The organism is Acinetobacter sp. ANC_7588 (assembly GCF_056783995.1).
Map to the genome: position 1 here is coordinate 75,438 of NZ_JBWYIU010000011.1, position 25,194 is coordinate 100,631.

At 37.2% G+C, this 25,194-nt stretch carries 22 protein-coding genes; 13 read left to right on the plus strand and 9 right to left on the minus strand.

The features are described 5' to 3' along the window. Window positions 1-137: 137 nt before the first annotated feature. The 3 genes from AC1M9J_RS11265 to AC1M9J_RS11275 all read left to right on the plus strand — a co-directional run bounded on the left by AC1M9J_RS11265 (window position 138) and on the right by AC1M9J_RS11275 (window position 4,565). Window positions 138-2,300 (plus strand): malate synthase G, encoded by a 2,163-nt coding sequence (locus AC1M9J_RS11265; RefSeq protein WP_092767767.1) that lies wholly within the window; start codon window positions 138-140, stop codon window positions 2,298-2,300. A 91-nt stretch (window positions 2,301-2,391) separates the two neighbouring features. Further along, window positions 2,392-3,840 (plus strand): aldehyde dehydrogenase family protein, encoded by a 1,449-nt coding sequence (locus AC1M9J_RS11270; RefSeq protein ID WP_481952326.1) that lies wholly within the window; start codon window positions 2,392-2,394, stop codon window positions 3,838-3,840. 59 nt (window positions 3,841-3,899) lie between these two features. Beyond that, complete coding sequence (locus tag AC1M9J_RS11275; protein ID WP_481952327.1) at window positions 3,900-4,565, plus strand: SOS response-associated peptidase; 666 nt, start codon at window positions 3,900-3,902, stop codon at window positions 4,563-4,565. Between the two features lie 17 nt (window positions 4,566-4,582). Here AC1M9J_RS11275 and AC1M9J_RS11280 read toward each other — a convergent pair whose 3' ends face one another. Further along, window positions 4,583-5,047 (minus strand): MarR family winged helix-turn-helix transcriptional regulator, encoded by a 465-nt coding sequence (locus tag AC1M9J_RS11280; RefSeq protein WP_035266085.1) that lies wholly within the window; start codon window positions 5,045-5,047, stop codon window positions 4,583-4,585. A 556-nt stretch (window positions 5,048-5,603) separates the two neighbouring features. Here AC1M9J_RS11280 and AC1M9J_RS11285 point away from each other — a divergent pair. Further along, the gene (locus AC1M9J_RS11285; RefSeq protein WP_092767773.1) at window positions 5,604-7,136 is read left to right on the plus strand and encodes a TerC family protein; all 1,533 of its coding nucleotides are present in this window, start codon (window positions 5,604-5,606) and stop codon (window positions 7,134-7,136) included. 144 nt (window positions 7,137-7,280) lie between these two features. Further along, window positions 7,281-7,736: a hypothetical protein gene (locus AC1M9J_RS11290; RefSeq protein WP_416224324.1), complete on the plus strand. Its 456-nt coding sequence runs from the start codon at window positions 7,281-7,283 to the stop codon at window positions 7,734-7,736. A 91-nt stretch (window positions 7,737-7,827) separates the two neighbouring features. Here the strand turns inward: AC1M9J_RS11290 and AC1M9J_RS11295 are convergent, their stop codons facing one another. Further along, a complete protein-coding gene (locus AC1M9J_RS11295; protein ID WP_035266079.1) occupies window positions 7,828-8,079 on the minus strand; it encodes a hypothetical protein in 252 nt (83 codons plus the stop codon). Between the two features lie 420 nt (window positions 8,080-8,499). Further along, window positions 8,500-9,792 carry a branched-chain amino acid transport system II carrier protein gene (gene brnQ / locus AC1M9J_RS11300; RefSeq protein WP_481596378.1) on the minus strand — a complete coding sequence of 431 codons (1,293 nt, stop codon included), beginning with the start codon at window positions 9,790-9,792 and terminating at the stop codon, window positions 8,500-8,502. Window positions 9,793-10,136: 344 nt separating this feature from the next. On the opposite strand from brnQ, the gene map reads away from it, so the two are divergent. After that, window positions 10,137-10,931 (plus strand): type I methionyl aminopeptidase, encoded by a 795-nt coding sequence (map, locus tag AC1M9J_RS11305; RefSeq protein WP_035266073.1) that lies wholly within the window; start codon window positions 10,137-10,139, stop codon window positions 10,929-10,931. Window positions 10,932-10,950: 19 nt separating this feature from the next. Here the strand turns inward: map and AC1M9J_RS11310 are convergent, their stop codons facing one another. The 4 genes from AC1M9J_RS11310 to aceR all read right to left on the minus strand — a co-directional run bounded on the left by AC1M9J_RS11310 (window position 10,951) and on the right by aceR (window position 14,866). After that, entirely contained in the window at window positions 10,951-12,129 is a 1,179-nt protein-coding gene (locus tag AC1M9J_RS11310) for a benzoate/H(+) symporter BenE family transporter (RefSeq protein WP_481587691.1), read from the minus strand. Window positions 12,130-12,182: 53 nt separating this feature from the next. Then, window positions 12,183-12,833, minus strand: coding sequence for a leucine efflux protein LeuE (gene leuE / locus AC1M9J_RS11315; protein ID WP_481952328.1), 651 nt, complete (start codon window positions 12,831-12,833; stop codon window positions 12,183-12,185). A 67-nt stretch (window positions 12,834-12,900) separates the two neighbouring features. Next, a complete protein-coding gene (tal, locus tag AC1M9J_RS11320; RefSeq protein WP_481592106.1) occupies window positions 12,901-13,887 on the minus strand; it encodes a transaldolase in 987 nt (328 codons plus the stop codon). 94 nt (window positions 13,888-13,981) lie between these two features. After that, window positions 13,982-14,866 (minus strand): HTH-type transcriptional regulator AceR, encoded by an 885-nt coding sequence (gene aceR / locus AC1M9J_RS11325; RefSeq protein ID WP_481952329.1) that lies wholly within the window; start codon window positions 14,864-14,866, stop codon window positions 13,982-13,984. A gap of 97 nt (window positions 14,867-14,963) precedes the next feature. Here aceR and aceI point away from each other — a divergent pair, with 97 nt between their 5' ends. Continuing rightward, window positions 14,964-15,395, plus strand: a complete 432-nt coding sequence (gene aceI, locus AC1M9J_RS11330; RefSeq protein ID WP_092767850.1) for a chlorhexidine efflux PACE transporter AceI — start codon at window positions 14,964-14,966, stop codon at window positions 15,393-15,395. Between the two features lie 43 nt (window positions 15,396-15,438). Here the strand turns inward: aceI and AC1M9J_RS11335 are convergent, their stop codons facing one another. Then, window positions 15,439-16,437 (minus strand): OmpW/AlkL family protein, encoded by a 999-nt coding sequence (locus tag AC1M9J_RS11335; protein WP_481952330.1) that lies wholly within the window; start codon window positions 16,435-16,437, stop codon window positions 15,439-15,441. A 177-nt stretch (window positions 16,438-16,614) separates the two neighbouring features. Continuing rightward, the gene (locus tag AC1M9J_RS11340; RefSeq protein ID WP_180028195.1) at window positions 16,615-18,144 is read right to left on the minus strand and encodes an acetyl-CoA C-acetyltransferase; all 1,530 of its coding nucleotides are present in this window, start codon (window positions 18,142-18,144) and stop codon (window positions 16,615-16,617) included. 240 nt (window positions 18,145-18,384) lie between these two features. On the opposite strand from AC1M9J_RS11340, the gene AC1M9J_RS11345 reads away from it, so the two are divergent. The 6 genes from AC1M9J_RS11345 (at window position 18,385) to AC1M9J_RS11370 (ending at window position 25,077) form a co-directional block, all read left to right on the plus strand. Next, on the plus strand, window positions 18,385-19,776 hold the full coding sequence (locus tag AC1M9J_RS11345; RefSeq protein ID WP_481952331.1) for a 3-oxoacyl-ACP reductase: 1,392 nt from the start codon (window positions 18,385-18,387) through the stop codon (window positions 19,774-19,776). A 139-nt stretch (window positions 19,777-19,915) separates the two neighbouring features. Continuing rightward, entirely contained in the window at window positions 19,916-20,770 is an 855-nt protein-coding gene (locus AC1M9J_RS11350) for a MaoC family dehydratase (RefSeq protein WP_481597806.1), read from the plus strand. A 68-nt stretch (window positions 20,771-20,838) separates the two neighbouring features. After that, complete coding sequence (locus tag AC1M9J_RS11355; protein WP_481597824.1) at window positions 20,839-22,098, plus strand: serine hydrolase domain-containing protein; 1,260 nt, start codon at window positions 20,839-20,841, stop codon at window positions 22,096-22,098. Between the two features lie 108 nt (window positions 22,099-22,206). Next, window positions 22,207-23,937, plus strand: coding sequence for a metalloendopeptidase CpaA (cpaA, locus tag AC1M9J_RS11360; protein ID WP_481952332.1), 1,731 nt, complete (start codon window positions 22,207-22,209; stop codon window positions 23,935-23,937). 3 nt (window positions 23,938-23,940) lie between these two features. Continuing rightward, a complete protein-coding gene (gene cpaB, locus AC1M9J_RS11365) occupies window positions 23,941-24,558 on the plus strand; it encodes a metalloprotease secretion chaperone CpaB (RefSeq protein WP_481596369.1) in 618 nt (205 codons plus the stop codon). Window positions 24,559-24,618: 60 nt separating this feature from the next. Then, window positions 24,619-25,077: a copper resistance protein NlpE N-terminal domain-containing protein gene (locus tag AC1M9J_RS11370; protein WP_481596368.1), complete on the plus strand. Its 459-nt coding sequence runs from the start codon at window positions 24,619-24,621 to the stop codon at window positions 25,075-25,077. Window positions 25,078-25,194: the final 117 nt, after the last annotated feature.

Sequence of the window (25,194 nt, forward strand, 5' to 3'; positions counted from 1 at the left end):
TAATAGATCAAAAGTCTCATCTGATTGGTGTCTATAATAAATGATCACTATTTAGCAATGTGATATTACTATTCAGCAATTTATAAATGGGTATACTAGATTCTCTTGTATAAAAAGTAGCAATATCAGGAAAGACAATGACTGCACGTATTCAGAAAGGCAAGTTAGCGATTGCTAAAGAACTCTACGATTTCATCGAAAATGAAGCACTACCAGGTTCTGGTTTAGACAGTGAAACTTACTGGAAAAACTTTGAACAAGTCGTTGTTGATCTTAGCCCAAAAAATAAAGCACTCTTGGCTAAGCGTGATGACATTCAAGCGAAAATTGATGAATGGCACCGCAATAATAAATTTGAATTAGGAGCTTACAAAGCTTTCCTGACAGAAATTGGCTACTTATTACCAGAAGTAGAAGATTTTCAAATTACAACTGAAAATGTAGATGAAGAAATCGCACTATTGGCGGGTGCACAATTGGTTGTGCCTGTACGTAATGCACGTTACTGCTTGAACGCTGCAAATGCTCGTTGGGGCTCTTTATATGACGCATTGTATGGTTTCGATGTCATCTCGGAAGAAGGCGGTGCGGAAAAAGGTAAGGGGTATAACCCTGTTCGTGGCGAAAAAGTTATCGCTTTTGCTAAAAATTTCTTAAATGAAACTTTCCCTTTAGCAAATGGATCACATGCGGATGCTACGAAATACGCTGTTGAAGCAAAAAAATTAGTGGTAACGCTTAAAGATGGCAGCACAACGAATTTGGCTAAAGAAGCTCAATTTGTAGGTTTTAATGGTGAAGAGTCTGCGCCGACAGAAATCGTTTTATTAAATAATGGTTTGCATGTCATCATTGAAATCGATGCGACAAGCCCAATTGGTCAAACGGATGCTGCTGGCGTAAAAGATCTTGTTTTAGAATCTGCGGTAACAACGATCCAAGATTTGGAAGACTCAATTGCTGCGGTTGATGCTGAAGAAAAAGTTGAAGGCTACCGTAACTGGTTAGGTTTGATGAAGGGTACTTTGGAAGAGAAAATCGAGAAAAATGGTAAAACCATTACTCGTGCTTTAAACAAAGATCGTACCCACAAAAATCTGATCGGTGGCGAAACAACTTTACACGGTCGTTCATTGATGCTTCTTCGTAACGTTGGTCATTTGATGACGAACCCGGCGATCCTAGTGGATGGTCAAGAAATCTATGAAGGTATCATGGATGCATTGATCACACCGTTATTAACGTTTGCTGACATCAAAGGTCAAAATGAAATCAAGAACTCTCGTAAAGGTTCTATGTATATCGTTAAACCTAAGATGCATGGCCCTGAAGAAGTTGCATTTGCAGTTGAACTATTTGAGCGTGCAGAACAAGCTCTAGGTTTGCCAGCAAAAACGCTTAAAATCGGGATCATGGATGAAGAGCGCCGTACTTCTGTAAACTTGAAAAACTGTATTGCTCAAGCGAAAGATCGTACCATCTTCATTAACACAGGATTCATGGACCGTACAGGTGACGAAATCCATACCTTTATGGAAGCAGGTCCATTCGTTCGTAAGGGTGAAGTTAAATCTCAAATTTGGTTCCCTGCATATGAAAACCGTAACGTGATGGTTGGTTTACAAGCAGGCTTACGTGGCAAAGCACAAATTGGTAAAGGCATGTGGCCTAAACCAGATATGCTTTTAGATATGTATAAAACCAAAATTGAGCATCCTGAAGCTGGTGCGAGCTGTGCTTGGGTTCCATCACCATCTGGTGCTGTAATTCATGCGATTCACTATCACCAATGTAATGTTTCAGCGCGTCAACAAGAGTTGTTAAAAACTGAAGCATTACCTTTAGATGATTTATTAACTCCACCATTAGCGACTGATACGAATTGGACTGATGAAGAGAAAACCAAAGAGTTAGAAAATAACCTTCAGGGTATTCTTGGTTATGTTGTTCGTTGGGTTGATTTGGGTGTTGGTTGTTCTAAAGTTCCAGACATCAACAACGTTGGTTTGATGGAAGACCGTGCAACTTTACGTATTTCATCTCAACACGTTGCTAACTGGTTACGTCACGGTATCGTGACTAAAGAGCAAGTTGAAGAAGTAATGCAACGTATGGCTAAAATTGTAGATGAGCAAAATGCGAACGATCCAGCGTACACACCAATGGCGCCTGGGTTTGACGGTTATGCTTACCAAGCAGCATATGATTTAGTGTTTAAAGGTGCTGAACAACCATCAGGTTATACAGAACCATTACTTCATGCTTACCGCTTGAAGCTTAAAGGTTATACTGGTGACTAATTAAAATAAAAAAGCCTCTCCGGAGGCTTTTTTTACGATTGTGTAAAATAGTTGACCATTGGGTAAAAAGTGGCATGTAGAGGGATATAAAATGACGCGATATTCAAATTTAAATCAACAGTATATTAACGGTTCTTGGTTAAAAGGCTCTTCAGAGCGTGTCATACAAAATTTTAATCCATTTGATTTAAAAGAAATACACCAAATTCAAGCGGCGAATCAGTCTGATGTTGATCTCGCTTTTTCTGCAGCACAACAAGCATTTGATCTTGGCTTAATTACCTCTGCTATAGATCGCAAGAAAATCATTCAGAAGCTGCATGACAACATACAATTACGTAAAGACGAAATTATAGATTGGCTGATTACCGAGTCTGGAAGTACGCGTCTCAAGGCAAATATTGAAGTAGGTGCTGCGCTTGGTATTATCTCAGAATCATTCACTTTTCCTGATCAAATCCAAACTGTTCAGCTAGAAAGTAAAGATCCTGCGAGAAAAAGTTTTTATCAACGCAAAGCGTTGGGTGTTATTGCTGTCATTAGCCCTTGGAATTTTCCATTTCATTTGTCAATGCGATCGGTTGTTTGCGCAATCGCATGTGGAAATACAGTGGTACTTAAACCTGCGAGTGATACACCTGTTACAGGTGGAACATTATTAGGGAAATTGTTTGAAGAGGCGGGTGTGCCCGCTGGTGTACTGAATGTCATTGTGGGTAGTGGTAGTGAAATAGGGGATTATTTTGTCGAGCATCCTATCCCGAAGATGATTTCATTCACTGGCTCTACAGAAGTAGGACAAAATGTTGGTGCTAAAACGATGGCCAGCTCTAGAATCAAACGACTTGCTTTAGAGCTTGGGGGGAATGCGCCATTATTAATTCTTAAAGATGCAGATTTAGATTTGGCAGTCGATTTGACGATCAAGGGGCGCTTCCTTCACCAAGGTCAAATCTGTATGAGCACTAATCGTGTCATCGTAGATCAATCGATTCACAATGAATATGTTGAAAAGCTTTTAAACAAAGTAAAAGATATTCTTGTGGGTGATCCTAATCTTGATGAGACGCTTATAGGACCTATTATTAATAATACACAAGTGAAACAGCATCAACGAATCATTGATCAGGCTCAAATAGAAGGTGCTAAGTTGGTCTATGCTGGGGGTATTGAGAATAATTTGGTTTCACCTCATGTGTTTATTGATGTGTTGCCGACATATACAATTGCTCAAGAGGAGAGCTTCGGACCAATTCTGCCGATCATCAAAGCAGATGATGAGGCACATGCAATACAAATCGCCAATGACACACCGTTTGGTTTATCTGGTGCTGTATGTACATCTGATATTGAGCGCGGAGTAGAAATCGCTTCAAAACTCGATATTGGAATGACACATATTAATGGTATAAGTGTCGCGGACCATGCTAATGCACCATTCGGTGGAGAAAAGAACTCTGGATTAGGGCGCTTTAATGGGCATTGGATTATGGATGAATTCACGCGTACACACTGGATGACAGTACCAATATCATCATAATGAACTGAATTGGATCGGCTATAATAGCCTAAGTTTTTTATAGTATTGAAAATTATGCTATGTGTGCCAACTTTAAGCCAATACAAGCGCATCAAATCCAAGCATTAGAACTTCCACATATTCCATTTGAATATGTGGAAGAGGTTTATCCAAGCTACGAAACCCCGTTGTTATTTAAATCTGATCATAGCTACGAGTGGAGGTTAGTTAATTTTGGTTTTATACCAAAATGGGCAACTGATACAGAAATAGCGAAGAAAACCTATAATGCACGCAATGAAACATTAAGCGAAAAAAGAAGTTTTCAAGAAGCATTTGAAAAATGTAAATTTGGTGTAATTCCAGTCACTGAGTTTTATGAAGCAAAATATATTAATGGACGACCGCAACGATGGGGTGTGAGAAGAAAAGATGGTCAGGCATTTTTTATCGCAGCGTTGTATGAAATCACGAAAATTGATCAAATTATTTATCGTTCAGCAACGATGATTACCATGGATGCTATTCATCACGAAATGATGAAGGATTTTCATGAGCCTGGAGATGTTAAACGGTCAGTAATTATTATTCCGCACTATAAATTAGATCAGTGGCTGAGTTTAAAATCCCCCGACATTCAGAACTTTGTTGAAGGCTTTCCAGTAGGGGAATTTGAATGTTTTTATTGTCCAAAACCACGGCAGAACAATACAGCCCAACTCAATATGTTTGATGATGGGCTTTAATCTAAAGTTTAGGAAAATTAATGCGCTAAATTTTTGAAAATATGCTTTAAGCTTTCCATTAGTTTTTCAATTTGAAGTGGGGTTAATCCCTCAAATGTTTGTTCAAGAACCACACTCATCAGGTCATTAATTTTTTTTGTCATTTCTAAACCTTTTGGTGTTAGTACCACACGCGTAATACGGGCATCGTTTTCACACGAGTAAGTGTCAACCATTCCTTCATCTTTTAAACGGTAAACGATTTTTGTAGTCGTCGACATTTTTGACACAATCATGTCAGAGAGTTCTGAAACACTTGCATCTGGTTTAGTAGACAATGCGACAAGCAAACGTCGACGAGAATTATCAACGCCATACTTTTTGAGCACATGGTCAACATTCAGTACATACTGAGAATGGACTTGAGTGATCCAATAGAATGGAAAATTTTCGAGTTCAAAATTTTCAGATGAAGGTAAAAATTTTGCATATTTTTTTGACATCGCTACGTCCTTGTCAGTGTAACTTAATTGTTTTTATTAATTTAAATATTACATGAAGCATAACCTATATTAAAAGAACTATGTTCAAATAATCAACTTATGTTCAAGCGCTTACCTTAAATCAGACAAAAGGTATGACACCTATTGACTTCAGTTTTATAAAACATATTTCAATGATCTGTAAATATCTTTATGTGTATCAAAACAGAAGATTCGAAAAATACAGCTATTCTGATCTTCATGATTATATCTTTATGTCAATTCCACGCTGACCAAATTCTATTGAAAAATATAGGAACTATAACTTGGCACTGATATTTTTTTTTGTGTCGAAAATGTCAAAGACTATTCAAGGATGGCAATTACGACTAAAGATATGATCTAAATTTACATAAAAAATTGTTTTGAACATAAAAAAAGTAATTACAAAATAAAATTCTTATGCATAATAGTTTCATCATTTCTGAAAAGGTAACTTTATATATGGACCCGTCGCCGTGTTGGCCTAATTTAGCTTCTTACATTATCTTAAATAATAAGAACCAGGAGATCTAATATGGAATTTTTATTGGATCCTGGCATTTGGATAGGGTTAATTACCCTTATCATTCTTGAAATCGTTTTAGGTATTGATAACTTAGTATTTATTGCGATACTTGCAGAAAAACTTCCTCCAGAACAACGTGATAAAGCCCGTGTAATCGGTTTATCCCTCGCATTATTAATGCGTCTAGGTCTACTTTTTGCGATCTCGTGGTTAGTGACTTTAACTCAACCATTGATTGAAATTTTTGGAAAAACATTCTCAGGTCGGGATTTGATATTACTGTTTGGTGGTCTATTCCTTGTGTATAAGGCTGTCAATGAACTCCATGAAAAAATGGAGGGTAAACCCGAGATTAAAACGAATAACAATGTCGTATACGCTGGTTTTGCTGCAGTTGTGGCTCAGATCGTTGTGCTTGATGCGGTATTTTCACTCGACTCAGTGATCACTGCGATTGGTATGGTGGATAATATTTACGTGATGATGGCTGCGATGATTGTGGCTATGGTTGTCATGTTAATTGCATCAAAACCGTTAACTACGTTTGTTAACCGTCATCCTACGGTGGTTATCCTTTGTTTAAGTTTCTTGTTATTGATCGGTGTAAGTCTAATCGCTGAAGGTTTTGGATTCCATATCCCTAAAGGTTATATTTATTCAGGTATTGGTGTTGCAATTCTAATTGAAGCATTCAATCAATTTTCGAATCGTAATCTTGAAAAAAATCAAGCGAAGATCCCGTTACGTCATCGAACTGCAGATTCAATTTTGAAATTGATGGGCAGTAAATTGGATGCCGATATTGCAACATCCAAAGAAGTTGAAGAAATTCAACAAGCTTTTGGTGATGAAGAGCGTTATATGGTTGGTGGTGTGCTATCACTTGCTGAACGTTCAGTTGCTTCAATTATGACACCTCGAAATCAAATTTCTTGGGTTAATATTGAGGACGATGCCGAAGCAATTCGTGAACAGGTATTAGCTGTACCTCATAGTCTTTTCCCAGTTTGTCGTGGACAATTGGATAAAGTCATCACGATTGTACGTGCAAAAGAATTGATTGATGCATTAGATGATCCAGATCAACTAAAAGATTTGATGAAACGTGTCCGTCCTATTTTCATTTATGAAAAAATGAAAGTGATTGATGCAATTAATACATTAAGAACTTCTAAAGGTTCATTGGTACTTGTTACAAATGAATATGGCAATATTCAAGGCTTAATCTCACCATTAGATGTTTTTGAAGCAATTGCTGGTGAATTCCCAGATGCTGATGAACAGCTTGAATTGGTTAAAATCGATGATACCACTTGGAAGGCGTCTGGTATGTTAGATTTATATCAATTAGAGCTGGCGCTCGATATATTAGATTTAGATCTGGTGCAAGAAGACTCAGGTTACTTTAGTGTTGCAGGACTGATTTTAGATAAAACGAGTGGGGCGGTTGAAGTTGGTATGTTGATTGAACACCAAGGGGTTAATTTCGAAATTCTAGAAATGGAAGATAATCGAATTAAAACCGTTAAAATCACGCTTTAAACTCTAATAAAAAAGCTCCTTATTGGAGCTTTTTTTTGCTTAAATTTCTATATAAGGTATGGAGTTAGCGAAGTCGTAGTATGAAATATGAGATAAGATGCTAAACATATTGCAATCTGTTTTATAGCGAAGGAATGTCAGATCATGATCGACCAAATGGAATTATCGGTAAGACTTGCTATTTTTTTTAGTGGTATTTTTTTATTGACCGGTATGCTTACTGGTGTATGGAAGTATGTGCAAATCAGCTTATCTAAACAAGCTCGAGCACATTATTATGTTGATATTGCGCATAGGAGTAGTTTGCTATATGCACCTGCAACGTTAATTCTAGCGGTTATGGCATATTTTTCAGCGTTGAATGAATCGACAAATTTGCTCTTTATTTTGATTAATATTTTCTTTTTTGCATTTTCAATTTTAAGTTATATTTTGCATGGCTTATTGAAAGATACGACAAATCAGTTCAAAGAACCACATCAATTAGGGCGTATTGAATTACCAAAATTGCTCATGAGAGGTGCGATGGTACTATTGGTCGTAGGTGAGGTTGGGGCGACCTTAGGTTTGCTTTATGGTTTATATGTTGGGTTATTCTAATAAGTAGAGCAGAATTGAAAAACTTGTTATTTTGATAGAGTGCTTTAAATGATGACATTGACTTTAAGATGGATGCTTTGGCATCCATCTCTTAGTCTAAATGTGCTTCTTGATCAGAAAGCTTTTGAGTACGATATTTCGTGTCAATAAAGGCCCACACGTAAAATGCTAGCGTCGCAGCAAGTGCATAAGCAAAATATTCAAGCTTCAACGTGCCTTGAATTGTACCTTGCACAACAAGTGTCAGCATGAGAGCAAACATTGTGCTTAAAAAAACGACAGCATTGTTGTTTGCTTTAAGAGTATTAATGAAGACTTGCTTGTTGAAATGTAATGATAACATCTCCATCCCTCCTGATAATTCATGACAAATCTGAATGATTTAGTCGACTTTGTTTACATACTTGTACAGGGGATTGAAGAATAAAGCAAGTTTTTAACACTCTATTATGTAAATAAATTATGACATTAATATGACAAAAGTCGAAATATTTGAAATTAAGATACTACGTGAGCTAAGTGCTAGAATTATTTCGATAAATCGTGATGAGATGAATAGAGTTTCTTGTAATTCTTTAATCTATTTACTTTTTAGCATCTTGCAAAACAAATAAATAGTAGCAAAAGTCATTCCAAATCAGACTGATGAGGTCAAAGTTAAGGTGGGTAAGCAATAATAGTCTGTTGGATAAACGAGACAATTATTGATTACAGAACAAATACGGCTTGGGTAAAACAATATTTATTGATAAATCACCTGAATTTACTTCTTCAGTCTATCCAGTATGTAGACAATGACAAATACAACTAAAGAAGGAATCAACCATGCTAAATTTTGTTCAGCCAATGGTAGATTGTTCATAAATGCTGGCAAGAAATGATCTAATTCTGCAACCTTAAGTCCATCAATAATACCGAATATGAAAGCAACCGCCGTAACAGGCGCAATGACGCGTGGAGCGGAATTAAAGAACTTCCACATAAATCCCATCATGATCACCACAATCGCTGGTGGGTAGATTGCACTTAATACAGGTACAGAGAAGGCGATTAACTTGGTTAAACCTAAGTTGGAAATGACAAATGAGAAACCAACAAGAATGAAAACCCATTTTTTGTAAGTAATCTTCGTGATTTGTGAGAAATATTCTGCACATGCACAAGTCAAACCAATTGCCGTAACCATGCATGCAATAAAAATCATCGCCCCTAGAAAATATGAGCCAAAGTCACCAAAGGCATGCTGAACATAGCCATGGAGAATAATGGCACCATTTGCAGCGTTAGGTGCAGCTTCGTGACTACCCAGTCCAAGCTTAAATAGGCTAATGTAAACCAGTGTAAGGCCAATACCTGAAATTAAACTTGCGATCACTGCATATTTGGTAATTAACTTTTGATCAGTTACACCACGTGAACGTATCGCATTAATAATGACAATACCAAATACTAAAGCCCCTAAAGTGTCCATGGTTAAATAACCATTAACAAAACCTTCTGAAACAGGACTATTGATATAGTTTCCAATAGGTGCAGGGATATAATCTGCAGAAACTAAAAAGGCACTACCACCTAAAATGATCAAAGAGAGAATTTTGAGTGGAGATAAAACATAGCCGACAGTATCCAAAATTTTATTCGGATAAAGTGCGATTAACGTTACAAATGCAAAGTAAATTGCACTGTAGATCAACAAGGTCGATGAAGACGTTCCAAAATAACTCGAAAAACCAATTTCAAAAGAAACTGTAGCTGTCCGAGGTGTCGCGAAAAGTGGTCCAACAGCAAGATAGCATGCTACGGTTAAGATTAAACTTGCAATCTTACCCAGTGGAGAGCTTAAAAGTTGAATAGAGCCTTCAACACGCGATAGCGCAATGATCGTGATAACAGGAAGGCCAACAGCAGTAATTAAGAAGCCAAAAGCAGCTAACCAAACATGTTCACCCGCTTGTTGAGCAACAATAGGTGGGAAGATAATATTGCCTGCACCGATAAATAGTGCAAAGGTCATAAAACCTAAGGCAATAATGTCCCGTGTACGCAAATTGGTCATAAGGGAGATCGGTTCAAGAAAAAAGAAAGCGATTTTAGAGCAAATGTCAGTAAATAGGGAGGGTGGTCATCCATCGAATGGAATAGTAAAAAAGCAAGAAGCGAATAATTTTATTGGATGGGAAATTATGAGTTAAATTAAGTCTATGTATTTATAAAACTAATAAAATAAATTTATTTATTAAATTGAAATCAAGCAGAGCGTAGATCTAGATTCGCAAAATAAAATAATGTACTGAATGGTTAAATAATAGTCGAAAATGATTAAGTTACAGACAGTCTATAGCGTTTGTGATCGACAAATGAAAGTCCTATAATGAATCCTGAATTAAAAAGGGGTTCATCATGAAGGCAACAGCTGTCACCATTAAAACTGAACAAGATATTGAAAAACTAAGAATATCGGGTCGGCTTGCGGCACAAGTGCTTGCGATGATTGGTGATTATGTGAAGCCAGGTGTGAGTACTGAGTATCTTGATGATATCTGTAATGATTACATCGTCAATACACTTAAGGTGACGCCAGCAAATGTCGGTTATTACGGATATACAAAAACAACCTGTATTTCGAAAAATGAAGTTGTATGTCATGGTATCCCTGCTTCCAATATTATCTTAGAGGATGGAGACATCATTAATATTGATGTTGCAATCATCAAGGATGGTTATTTTGGTGATACCAGTCGAATGTACTATGTGGGTACAATTAAACCTGAAGCAAAAAAATTAGTCGATACGACTTATGAAGCGATGCTTGCAGGTATTAAAACGGTTAAACCTGGCGCGACACTTGGTGACGTGGGTCATGCTATTCAACAAGTTGCGCAACGCGAAGGTTATACGATTGTACGTGAATATTGTGGTCACGGTATTGGAAAAACCTACCATGAGCAACCGAATGTATTGCATTACGGACAGCCTGGTCAGGGATTAGTATTAAGAAAAGGAATGGTGTTTACCATTGAGCCTATGGTGAATGCAGGCAAAGCCAAAGTTAAAGAATTAAAAGACGGATGGACAGTAGTTACAGCAGATAAATCTTGGTCTGCACAATGGGAACATATGGTTGCTGTTACTGATGAAGGATATGAATTATTGACACCTTGGCCTGAAGGTACGGGTGAATATCCTGTAATTTAATTCCCAAAAGCCTATTTTTTTAAATAGGCTTTTTAATTTGTATACGCATCAAATGATAAATAATAAATCCAATAACCAATCCCCAAAAAGCAGATCCAATGCCCAAAAACTGAACTCCAGATGCAGACATTAAAAAAGTGATTAAAGCAGCATCACGATCTAAATCTTCTTTAAATGCGATACTGATGTTATGTCCAATCGTTGCAAAAAGTGCGATCGCCGCCAAAGTGGTGATCATTTCTCTAGGGAATGACAGTAATAATCCCGTTAGTGTCGCTGCAAAAATGCCCATAAAGATATAGAACACTCCACAAGCCATACCTGCAATATAGCGTTTAGCAGGGTCTTGATGAACTTGTTCATCAAGGCTCACAGCTGCACTAATTGCTGCGATATTGGTTGAAAATGCCCCGAACGGAGCGAATATTGCTTGAGCAATTCCTGTCCAACTTACTAATTGGTTGACATGAGGTTTGTAACCATAGGATCTGATCATTGCTAAACCAGGTAAATATTGTGAAGCCATATTGATGATCAAGAGGGGAATAGCTAAACCCAGAATACTTGACCAGTGAAATTCAGGCTGAATCCATACTGGATACGTCATTCCGTAGTGAATTTTGGTTGCTGTATATTCAAAGAAAAAAGGTGTGGCGATAATGCAAGCTAACAATGTAATGACAATGGAGTGACGGGGTAATGCTTTTTTACTTATAAAATATGTACTGATCAAGATTAAAACATAGATCAATTGGTCTTGCATGACCGTAAATAATGAAATGCCAAATTTTAATAACACTCCAGCTAACATGGCGCTTGTAAGAGATTGCGGTAAAAATTCAAGAATTCTTTGAAATATTCCAAAAAAGCCCAATACAGCAGTCATAATTCCGCATATTAAAAATGCCCCTATCGCCTCATTCAAATTGTATCCTGAGCCTGTAGCGATAATCAGTGCTAGTCCTGCTGTTGACCATGATGTTGCAACTGGATATTTAAACTTCCAGCTTAAGATCAGTCCTGATAATCCTATACTCAAACCCAGTGCCCAAAACCATGAGCTAATCTGTGCTTGATTTGCACCTAATACTTGTCCAGCTTGAATAACCAGTACAGATGAAACGCTAATGCCAATTAAAAATGTAATAAAGCCAGCGAAAACAGCAGGTAGACTTAAATCTTTTTTTATTCTTGTTATCACGTCTATGAGCATTTTTATATTATTTCCCTAATGATTCTGTGAAGTTAAGATTACATTGTTGATGTCGCAAGTTTGATCCCAAACAATCCAAATAAAATACCAATAGCGGCAACAGAAGCAGCTGCTAATTTATAATGCGTGTTGAAGTAATTTGAAATTTTGATACCTGTGAAGATCAACATACTTAAGTAGGCTATACTCATTAATTGTAAAATTACAGCAAGCATTAAAAAGCTTTGGGCTGGATAAGGATAAGCTGGATCTACAAATTGAACAAAAAACGATAAAAAGAACAGTATTGCCTTTGGGTTAATCAGACTAATGAGTAATGCGGTACGAAAAGGATGAAATTTTTCTTGTTTTTGTACAATAGAAACATTAGCTTGATCTTTACTTGGACGTTTCCAAGTTAAACAGGCTGCATATATTAAACGGATACCTAAATAACTAAGATATAAAGCACCAATAATTTTTAGGGCGAAAAAAATCCAGGGAAATTGATGCAATAATGTTGCGGCACCTAAGACAGTTAGCAAAATAAGGATGCTATCTCCACACAAAATACCGAAAGCACCTTGATAGCCCACTTTTATGCCAAAGCGAGTCGCAATAGACATGACATAGAGCGAGTTAGGTCCAGGTAATAAAATAATAAGTAATGTACCTATTAAATAGGTTGGAAGATCAGTTATACCAAACACTCATTTATCTCTTAAAAAATAATCGAGCTCCTAAGAGCTCGATTGAAAGAATGATGGATAGGTGCAATTAAGCTTTTATATCAGCATCTATGCCAAATGATTGTTTTAACAGAGAGCTGAGTTGATCTCTTGCCTTAATAAAGCCATCTATACCGCCTTGCAATAATTGCGATGCCATAAGATCTTTCTGAATTTGCGCTTTAAAATCTATTTCAGTGATTGGACTAAGTGATTCGATATTTGAGCTGTGTGCATTTGCATTTAACTGAACTTCAACTTGGCGATGATCTTGAGCCAATTCGTCAAGTAAATTCGGTGATACAGTTAAGAGGTCGCATCCAGCAAGTCCGAGAACCTGTTCTATGCTACGAAAGCTTGCGCCCATAACTTCAGTTTTCACCTGATTTTGTTTGTAGAACTGGTAAATTTGTTTAACGGATTGCACACCAGGATCTTGTTCAATTGGATAGTGATCCACATTTTCAGCTTTTTTATACCAATCGAGAATACGACCTACAAATGGTGAAATTAATGTGACCTGAGCATCCGCACATGCTTTTGCTTGATGTAAGCCAAACAACAAAGTTAAGTTGCAATGAATGCCTTCTGCTTCAAGAACCTTAGCAGCTTGAATACCTTCCCATGTTGAGGCGATTTTAATTAAAATTCGGTTTTGATCAACACCATAAGTCGCATAGAGAGCGAGTAATTCTTTAGCTTTAGCAATTGTCGCGGCTGTATCGTATGAAAGTGCTGCATCAACTTCTGTTGATACTCGACCTTCAACTACTTTTAGAATTTCCACACCTAATTTGACAGTCAGGATATCAATTGTTCTATCGATTAACTCATCTGACTGATAACCCTCTGACTTTGCTTGATCAAATGCAGCTTCAATCAGTTCTTTGTTTTCAGGGAATGAAGCTGCTGCCGTGATGAGTGAAGGGTTAGTGGTAGCATCCAATGGCTTAAATTTTTTTATAGCGTTTAAGTCACCTGTGTCTGCAACAATTGTAGTGAAGTTTTTTAATTGAGATAAAGCTGTTTCAGTCATTGCGATCTAATTCTTTGTTTCATTACTTATACCATCTTTATAACACATGATTATTTTGAAACATGCTACAAAAGTTTTAAATCAAGTTATTTTCCTACATTTTTCTTTTATTTCTGATGTGATGAATTAAAAATTGAGCAGCTTTGCCCAATTGTTGCTCTTTACTCCAAACCAGATCGATAAAATAATCAAATTTTGGAGTGAAATCTGAAAATCGTAGAACTTTAAGTTTTTTCTTTAATGTTGGTTGTTCGATAAGCATTTCAGTGGGTAAAACTCCCCATCCAAGTCCTTGTGAAATTAATCTACATGCAGAATGGTGATTGTCTGTACGCCATGCATCTTTGGAAAAGAGTAATTCAGGCTTAATGTTCCGATCGCGACTAGCGACTACAATCTGACGACTTTGAAAAATTTCTTCATAGCTCACTTTTTGATTTTGGCACAGCGGATGATGAACAGATGCAACTGGAATTAAACTTTCTTTCATTAATTCCACGAATTGTTCATTCGCCTCAATATGTTCACGCTCAAACATCAATGCTAAATGTGCTTTACCCGTTAAAATCATTTGTTGAGCATCTTCTTGTGGTGCGCTGAATATATTGATTTGTATTTGAGGAAATTGTTGTTCTAATAAAACAATATAATCAGTCCATCTACTATGCAGTAACTCAGATACCACCACAATATTTAATTCGGTTTCGATGCCGCTACTCAAACCAAATGCATGTTGTTTCCATTGATTCATTTCAATCAATAAATGATTAGTACGTTCATACAAAACTTTGGCTTGAAGTGTTGGCTGTGGTTCACGTCCTACTCTTTCAAACAGTTGAAGATTCAGATCAATCTCTAAATTGGAAATCGCCATACTGACAGCAGAGGGGACCTTGCCTAACTGACGTGCGGCTGCGGAAAAAGAACCTGTTTCCATCACCGTTTTAAAAACGACCAATTGTTCTTGATTAATATTCATGTTTATTCTTTCAAAAATTTTGATAGATTCTAACTCGATCATTCAATATTATGAAAATAAAATGCGCTCATGAATAACAATGTTGATGAGTGAACGCATGTTTTTTTCAAAGAGAAGAATTATTCACGCAATAAGCTATGAAATCATTCTATTGGTGATCATCGCAATTTCTTTGAGTTTTATTTTTGAAGTTCCACTGGAAATTGCAGGTTCATTAGGTGTGATTATGGCTGTACTTTCAGTGATCTGGAATATGATTTTCAATCATTATTTCGAAAAAATTGAAGCGCGCAATCAGTGGAAGCGTACTGTAAAAGTTCGTATATTGCATGCGCTAGGATTTGAAGGTGGCTTAATGTTAGTGACCATTCCAATTGTTGCATATATGATGGATATGACGCTCATACAAGCTTTTATCGTCGACTTAGCTTTGACGCTTAGTATTCTGGTGTATACGTTTATATTTCAATGGTTCTATGATGGGATCGAAGCTAAACTGGGTTATGCACCTGAGGCTTTAAATCACTAAAACTCAAAATAAAAAAGCATCTCTATTGAGATGCTTTTTTTAATTAAAATTTATAACCAATTCCAATATAGCTGATTAAAGGATTAAGATTGATTTTTGTTGATGATGAAACTAATTGACGCCCTGATATTTGGTCATAAACTGTAATTTTCGACTTATTCGATAAATCTACATAGGTTAGTGATCCGGTAATATAGATTCTATTTGAAATGTCGTAATTTGCACCTAAAGTAAATACTGCTCCTAAAGCATCAGTGGCTTTCACTTTAACCTTTGGATCTACTGGAGAATTAATTCTTACTGCTATAGGATCTACAAGAGCATCTAATAGATTTCCATTGATATCCTTTGATGGATCACTATCTCTAACAATATTTGTAATATGACCGATACGATGTCCAGCAGTTATTAGTTCTTCCTCAAGACCTTTATCAATTTTTAGTCCAGTAAATGTTGCATACATGACACCTGCACCGACATAAGGTCTAAATTTATTTATACCTGTAGTACCAAAGTGGTACTGTGCGGTTGCAGCTGGAGTCCAAGCTGTTGCTTCTGCCAACTTTGATCTGCTCCCAAGATCAGTTACAAACAAATTTCGATCAGGCCCTAATATATCAATAATAGCAGCATCAATCATTGGATTAAGTGCAATAGGTTTTGCATTAATCTGACCTTTCCCCTTAATATCAATTTTGGGTGGAACACCTCCAATCATTTGAAGTGAAATGTTATCATTGACATAATAATTAATCATTAAACCCAAAGTATCCCCATCCTTAGGTTTTAAGCCAGCATTTTCAGTCCAATTGCTTAATCCGTCCATTTTTGAGGTTATGCCCATATTTTTCCATAGGTCGTACTCATAATCAGGATCAACGGCTGTATTAATCGACGTATTTCCATATTTCCCCTGAGGCATTATATGTAGCCATCCAGTACTAACAGACCATTTATATTTAGGCTCAACTGAGTTCGCCAAAATTGTGGTACTGATGCAACATAATAGAATTACTGAGTATATGTTTTGTATCTTTTTCATTTTTTTTCCTTTAATTGGCTAAAATCCATTTTTAGCTCTTTAATTATGTAATAAAATGCTAATTTTTAAAGTTTAATGTCAGTCATTCGTCTAAAAAAAATAAATACTCTGTCAATCTTTTTTATGAAAATAAAAAAAGCCCCTCAATCGAGGGGCTTTTTTGTTAAGAACATCGAATTATTTTTCAATAATTGCCGTTACACCTTGACCACCTGCAGCACAGATCGACACAAGTACACGACCTGAACCTTTTTCATTTAAAATTTTTGCAGCAGTTGCGATAATACGACCACCCGTTGCGGCAAATGGGTGACCCGCAGCCAACGAAGAGCCTTTAACGTTTAACTTCGCACGATCAATTGAACCTAAAGGCGCATCTAAGCCTAGACGTTCTTTACAGAATTTAGGATCTTCCCAAGCTTTTAATGTAGAAAGAACTTGAGATGCAAATGCTTCATGAATTTCATAGTAGTCAAAATCTTGAAGTTTTAAATTAGCACGCTCGAGCATACGTGGAACTGCGTAAGCAGGAGCCATTAACAAACCTTCTTTTTTACCAATGAAATCTACAGCAGCAGTTTCAGAGAAACTTAAATACGCTAAAATTTCGTGACCATTTGCTTTAGCCCATTCTTCTGATGCTAATAATACACAAGAAGCACCATCGGTAAGTGGAGTAGAGTTACCCGCAGTCATTGTACGGGCATCACCTTTACCAAACGCTGGCTTAAGTTTTGCAAGCTTTTCTACAGTTGAGTCAGGACGTAAGTTGTTGTCGCGCTCAAGGCCGAGGAATGGCGTCATTAAATCGTCAAAGAATCCTGCTTCATAAGCTGCAGCCATTTTCTGATGAGACGATGCAGCAAGTTCATCTTGAGCTTCACGAGAAATGCCCCACTCAAGTGTTGTGATCGCTTGGTGATCGCCCATAGATAGGCCAGTACGAGGTTCACCATTTTTAGGAGCATCTAGCAAATCTTTTACGTTAATTTTAGTTAACGCTTTTAGACGATCTTTACCTGTTTTTGCAACGTTGAGTTCTAAGAGGGCTTTACGTAATCCATCACCAAATGCGATAGGAGCATCTGAAGTGGTATCCACACCACCTGCAATACCCACCTCAATTTGACCTAATGCAATTTTATTCGCTACGAGGAAAGCGGCTTGAAGCCCAGTACCACAAGCTTGTTGGATATCGTAAGCTGGAGTTTCAGGTGCAAGCTCTGTGCTTAACACACATTCACGCGTCATATTGAAATCACGGCTGTGCTTCAGTACAGCACCAGCAACAACTTCACCCAGACGTTGACCTTGAAGATTAAAACGCTCAACTAGACCATTCAATGCCGCTGTAAGCATATCCGTATTTGTAGCTGTGAAATAAGCACCATTAGAACGTGCGAAAGGAATACGATTACCACCGATAATTGCAACACGGCGTACAGTATTTTGAGTCATAGTTTTTTCCTGTTCAGCGGAAGATTGAGTCGTAGTTGCTGAAGTTTGATTTTCAGCTTTAGTTTTATTTGTTGCTGCTGTTTTTTTGCGAGTCGTCGACGTACGAGGGCGAGTCGCTTTTGGAGTATTTGCGTTGTTGGCACTGTTTGCATTACCACTACTCGCATTTGAACGAGCTTTTGATGTATTTGACACAGTCGCTTTCGCAGAATTCTCAGTTGTTGGATTTTCTTGAGTTGTTTTGCTCATAAGGCTTTTCCAAGCATATTTGGGATATTCTTGAGTGCTACATTAGCATAATCGCTAAGAGGTCGTATTGACTAAAATGACATTTAGCAATGCTTTCAGGTCAAGACATACATAGAGTAACTCAAGTATTATTTAACTGAAACGCAGGGATCGATTAATTTACTAAGTATCAGAGTTTGAACTGAACTTCATCTACACCATAGATCCTTCAAAAAATTATTCTATCGAGAGATCATATTCATGACTGACCAATATCAAGCTTTTGCAAAATCTCCAATTGGTAAATTTGTCATCAAAAATTTAGGTTTACCATCTCCAATTCACTTAGATCGCTTTGAATCAGCAACGCCTGTTGTTCAAGGCGCTGTTTTATTCGGTTCTGCGTCTAAAAGTCTTTTTAATGGTGAAATTGCGCAAGTTCTGAGTAATATTCATGCCAACAGCTATGCGGGAAACAATGCTGAGTTACAACAAGCTGCAGCTAAAGTAGGGTTGAACTTAGGTGCGTTTAATGAAGGCGATAAAGAGTCGAAATTCAAAGCAGTTGTGTTTGATGCTTCGGGTATTCAGGACTCTGAACAGTTAATTGAATTGCATAAATTCTTTAATCCAATTGCTCGCCAAATTCAAACTTCAGGTCGTGTAGTCGTCGTTGGCTTGACACCAGAATCAGCACCTACAGTGAAACAAGCGATTGCTCAACGTGCATTAGAAGGTTTCGTGAAATCTGTAGGTAAAGAATTTAAGAAAGGTATTGCTGCACAATTGGTTTATGTAGATCAAGATGCTGCTTTAAATCTTGAATCTACACTTCGTTTTGTACTTTCTCCGCGCTCAGCGTATGTATCAGGTCAAGTCATTCGTGTTTCAAAAGCAAATGTTGTTGATGTTGATTGGACTAAACCACTTGCGGGCAAAACTGCAGTGGTCACAGGTGCAAGTCGTGGTATTGGTGAAGCGATTGCGCATGTTTTGTCGCGTGATGGTGCTCATGTCATTTGCTTAGATGTACCACAACAACAAGCAGATCTTGATCGTGTTGCGAGTGAAATTGGTGGATCGACTTTAGCGATTGATATCACTGCACCAGATGCTGGAGAAAAAATCAAAGCTGCAGCGGCTGCTCAAGGCGGGCTAGATGTGATTGTCCATAATGCCGGTATTACACGTGATAAAACGCTTGCTAATATGAAGCCAGAGCTTTGGGATCTTGTGATTAACATTAACTTATCTGCGATTGAGCGTGTGAATGAATATTTGTTGTCTAATGAAGGCATCAATGAAAATGGTCGCATCGTTTGCGTATCTTCGATTTCAGGTATTGCGGGTAACCTCGGTCAAACGAACTACGCAGCTTCTAAAGCTGGTGTGATTGGTTTAGTGAAATTTACAGCACCAATTTTGAAAAATGGTGTAACGATTAATGCTGTTGCTCCTGGATTTATTGAAACTCAAATGACAGCAGCGATTCCATTCGCAATTCGTGAAGCGGGTCGCCGTATGAATTCGATGAGTCAAGGTGGTCAACCAGTTGATGTGGCTGAAACAATCGCATTATTTGCTTCATCTGCTTCAACGGGGCTGAATGGAAACATTGTACGTGTGTGCGGTCAAAGTTTATTAGGTGCTTAAGCTTTAGTGGTCATAGATTGTTAAATGAAAGAGAGTAATGTTCAGGCATTGCTCTCTTTATTGCTCGTATGATTTGTTATGATCGTTTTGTTGAGCTGCAAACTGTAAATTTTTATAAAGATAAATGGGAATTTTTAACATGAAAACACGTCACTTTAGTCAATTGCCAAAAGCTTATTTAGCTTATCCTAAAGTCATTAAAGGTTTAATTTTTAAAAAACCGAAAGGCGAAAAGACACTGCCACAAGTGGATTACATCGTTGATGAATATCGTGTTGATCATGACCATTTAAAATCTTATAACGAAATTTGTGGTTATAAGAATAATGGATATGTACCATCGACTTACTTGGCAGTCATTTCTCAAAGTTTGCAGATGCAAATGATGACACAAGAACCTTTCCCATTTGCTTTGCTGGGTTTAGTTCATATTCGTAATCAAGTTAAGCAGTATCGCAAAATTGGAGTGAATGAAACCATCACGCTATCATGCAAATTTGGTGAGTTAAAACCACATGACAAAGGTTTGCAATTTGACTTCATTACCACTGCGAAAGTAGGTAATGATGTGGTGATGGAGGGTTTAACAACCTATCTTTCTCGTGAAAAAACAAATACTTCATCCTCTTCAAAGGCGAAAGAAGATCAGTTACCTGAATTTAAATCACAGGGTAATTGGAAAGTCGCTGAAAACACGGGTCGTCGCTATGCGCTCGTTTCAGGTGATTTTAACCTCATTCATATTCATGCAGTTACAGCAAAAGCATTTGGTTTTAAACAAGCGATTGCGCATGGCATGTGGAGTAAAGCTAAAGCATTAGCAAGTATTAGTTTACCGGATGCTTATGATGCTGATGTTTATTTTAAGTTGCCTATGTTTTTACCATCTGAGGTTGAATTTTTAACGGGTGAGCGAGATCAAGCGACATATTTGTTAGTTCGTAATGCAAAATCACAAAAACCTCATGTTTCTGGTGTTGTGAAACCACTTTAATAGATGCTCTAGGCCTAACATGTTTGTTAGGCTTTTTTATAACTATAAATCAAGGATAGAAGATGAAAATTCTAAAAGATTTAATTTACGCTGACACACATAATTATAAGGGTATCGTTCACCATCAGTTTGCAGATTTGGCACATTTATTTAGTCGTTTACAAGACTCTCGTACTGAACAAGGTGGTGCATCATTGGCTGTATATTATGGTCAAGAAAAAGTGGTTGATATTTATGTTGGAAAAAAGTCTTCGAGTGAAGAGTGGTCAGAAGACACGATGGCGATGTGCTATTCCACCGGAAAGGGGATCTTAGCGACTTTGTCGCATATTCTAGTGAGTGAAGGGAAATTAGACTATCGTCAACCCATAGCTGATTATTGGCCAGAATTTGCTGAACATGGAAAATCTAAGATTACTTTGGCTGACGTATTAAGTCACCGTAGTGGTTTATATGATGTTAGAAATGTCATTGCTCAAGCATCTGAAATGGCAGACTGGGATCACATGCTCAATGTGATGGCTAGCGCGACACCACGTTTTAAACCCAATTCAAATTATGCATATCAAGCACTTACGTATGGCTGGTTATTAGGAGGGCTGATTGAAAAAGCGACTCAGCAAAATCTTTCTGAGCTGATGAATCAATATTTAGTAGAACCACTGCAATTAGATGGTGCCTATTTTGGTGTCCCTCAGGATCAACTTTCAAGAATAGCCAAACCTCTAGAAAAAACAAATATTGAAAAAAAGTCATCAACTACTCAAGTTGCACAACAAAAGAAGAAAAAACAGAAAGTTTCATTTTCGGATCGTATCATTCAATATTCTGGTCAAAATCCTGATGATTTTATAGATGCAATGATTCCAAAGGGAATGAAGGGGTTTAGCTTTTTTGATGATCGTGTTCTGACTCAACCCATTCCTGCTGCTAATGGTGTCTTTACAGCCAGAAGTTTAGCGAAAATCTATGCCATGATGGCGCACTATGGTCAGTTCGAATCAAGACAATTTATCAAGCCACTTGTATTCAAACAACTTTCGCAAATTCAAAGCTATGATCGAGACAAGGTGATGCCAATACCTATGCATTGGCGTTTGGGTTATCACAGAGTTATCACGCTGGGTAAAAGTGCAAAAAATGGATTTGGTCATATGGGCTACAACGGATCAGGGGCTTGGTGTGATCCTGAAAGAAAATTAAGCTTTGCCTATACCCATAATTATCCTGTTGGGTCAATTACAGGGGATTATCGTTTGTGGAGTTTATCGCAAGAGGCATTAAGATGTGTGGATCACATTAATAATGGTAAAAAGGGATGGTTTTAACATTTACAAAGGAGAATTTGTATTTATAATGTATACTAACTTTAACTAAAATAAACAAATAGTGACATGATGAATAAAAAAATTACCTTTTTACTAATGGGTTGTTTGATGAGTGGTGTTGTGGCAAGTACAGTACTTACACCAAACCAAAATCAGCAAAGCGGGCAGATTCCGAGCGGTTATGCTGAATTAGAATTCGAATTGCGTGATGGAAATTGGACGAAACAAATCTATCTGCCAAACAATCCAAAAAATAATGACAAGATTAGAATTTCCTCATCGGCGGGATATGCGGCATATCTAGATACTTCCAATATTGATATTCCCCTTGAATCAATTCAAATCAATAAAGGAAACACATTCGACTTTATTTATAGTGAATCTTTAAAAAAATGGCGAATCAACAGTACACCCAGTGTCATTTTAGATAATTCAAGTGTACAAAATATTATATCTAATCAACAAACAATACAGCGAGTTCATCTAAAAGATGGCGCTTGGGCAAAGAAAATAGTATTGCCGAGCGATGTTGCTAACAATACGGTAATGTTGATTGAATCTGATGCAGGCAGGGATTCATCAATTGATACAACAAATCTTCTTTTTTCGAGTAATTTTAATTTAAAAAAAGGAGATCGCTATTGGTTTGTATTTAATCAAAATCTAAAAAAATGGGTGCCTGAATATATCAAGCCGAGACAACTAAATGTTAGTTCAGTGGGTACTCAGTTAAATAAAACAGATAGCCCTTTAACTGAAATTATTTTTGGTGATGGAAACTGGGTGTCACAATTCACATTACCAAGTTCAGCATATGACCGTGATCGTGTGATCGTGAAGTCGACTGCAACATGGCAAGCTACTATTTCAAATCAGAATATCAATACCTCAGCAACTTTAAAACTAAATAGAGGTGAACGATATGAATTTATGTTTGTAAAAGAATTAGCGAAGTGGATTTTAGTTTCTGCACCAGAACGTGTGATACAAGCGAAAGATTTAAATAATCAAAAAGTTCCTGATCCTAAACAACCAGTGACACGTGTTAAGTTGGCAAATGGAAATTGGCAATCAGTAATTAATTTACCTGATCGCGCTCAAATCAATGACAAGATAATCATAAGTTCTGGAGCGGCGTGGAGCAGCACAATTCAGGCATCCAATAATTTACGACAAACGATTCAAACTGGTGAAACGCAACGTTTTGTCTATACATCTCAAGGATGGCAAGCTGATAGTGCAACCATTGACATGCTTTTGGTGAGTAGTACTGCTGTTGCAGAGAAATTAGGTGCAAATGCAGCGAAAATGAGGTTGATTGAAGGCTTTGATCTAACCAATGTGTCTGCAGAGAATTCAAATGCCAAGTTTTATCTGCGCAACGTTGGTTATCTGCAATATAAAACACCAGGTTCTAAAACATTAAACAATGTCCTTGATATTGGTCGTGTGGACAAAGTTATTCAGAATGAGCGTAATCGCTTAAAAGCTGATGCTGTATATTATGAAGGTGATGAAGAAGGCTGTGGTTTAGCTTACTTGCTTGAAAACCCTAACTCTAATTATATGATCGGTAGTGGAAGTATTAACTGTGGAATCACGGTTTTACGTCATGAATTCGGTCATAATATGGGGGTGAATCATGATGATACCGCTGGACCAGCACGTGGTTTGGAGCATCCATTGGGTGGTACGATTATGGGAGGTAATAGTATCTCTTATTTCTCAAGCCCAGATTTATTCCATCCAAAGTATGGATACCAATTGGGGGGTACGAATGATCGTGATGCTGTCACTATGATTAATAAAAATGCTAAAGCAGTGTCGCTATTCAAATAACGTATGAAAGTAATTTATATTTTATTGGGTGTAGCAGTTTTTGTGACTGCTACATTTACGTTATATCTAAAACCCGAAAAAGACAAATCATCTGCAAGCTTACAGCAGCATCAAGTTGAAAATGAACTGGGTCAAAATGTTAATGCTCATGACGAACGGCTTGAAAATAAGAATGAATCATCGAGTTCTCATCTGATGCCTGAGCTTATGCCTGTACTAGAACAAAATGTTGAACGGCATATGATTCTTCCAGAAAGTTTTCAGCATCGGGCTGACTCGGGTTATTTATTTAAGTTTAGTCCTGATCAAGTGGCGAGCATGAAAGAGGGCAGTAAATTTCCCTTGAAACTTTTGCAATTTGGTATCAACCGTGTGGCTGAAATTACTGAGATTGAACAAGTTGAGGATGGAATTGTGCGATATAAGGGGCAATTTGAGGATTATCCTGCTGATCTAAACTATTTTACGATTACTCAAAGTATTGAAGATCAATATGCAATTATTAAAGTTTATACAGATAAAGGGTCATATTTTGCTGAAGTAATTAAAGGGATTGGACTCGCTTACCCTGATCAAGTTTTACATGATGATGGGGTTCACGTGCACCAACATACGCATTGATTCATATGCAGACTTGAGATATGGTAATTTTCACAAAATTGTTAAAATTGATTTGTGATTATGCGCCGTAGTACTGTCATCCCATTCGTTTTGATCTCGTCGATTCATATGGCTTCTTGCGATCAGTCCACGCAATCAAATCAACTCTTGAAACAGAATGATTCAATAAAAAATCAAGTAACACCTCAATATATTGGTTTGTATCAAGGTACTACGCCATGTATGGGGTGTTTTTCGCGTTGTGAGGATTGTCCTGGTATGGCTGTTGATTTACAACTTAACGCAGACCAAACGTATGTATTATCACGATTAAGTCTAAGTGGTCATAACCAAGCAGAAGAAATAAAAGGTCAGTTTAAATTCATTAATACTGAGAAGTCTGTGATTCAATTAAGCGGTGTCCCAACCAGAAATATCATTCTTGTCGATTTGGTCAACAAAATACTAGAAATTCGTATCGATGGGACTGGTGAGGAATACGAAAATTTCGATGATTATAGTTTGAATTTAACAGGTTAAATTTTCCCAAGAAAAAAGAGTTGGGTTTAAATTGTTTTTTGAATGTATGAATCATCTGTAACGCATTCACTCTTGCCAAAAAAAACAGTATGCTTAGTCCTGTAATTAGGGAGCATT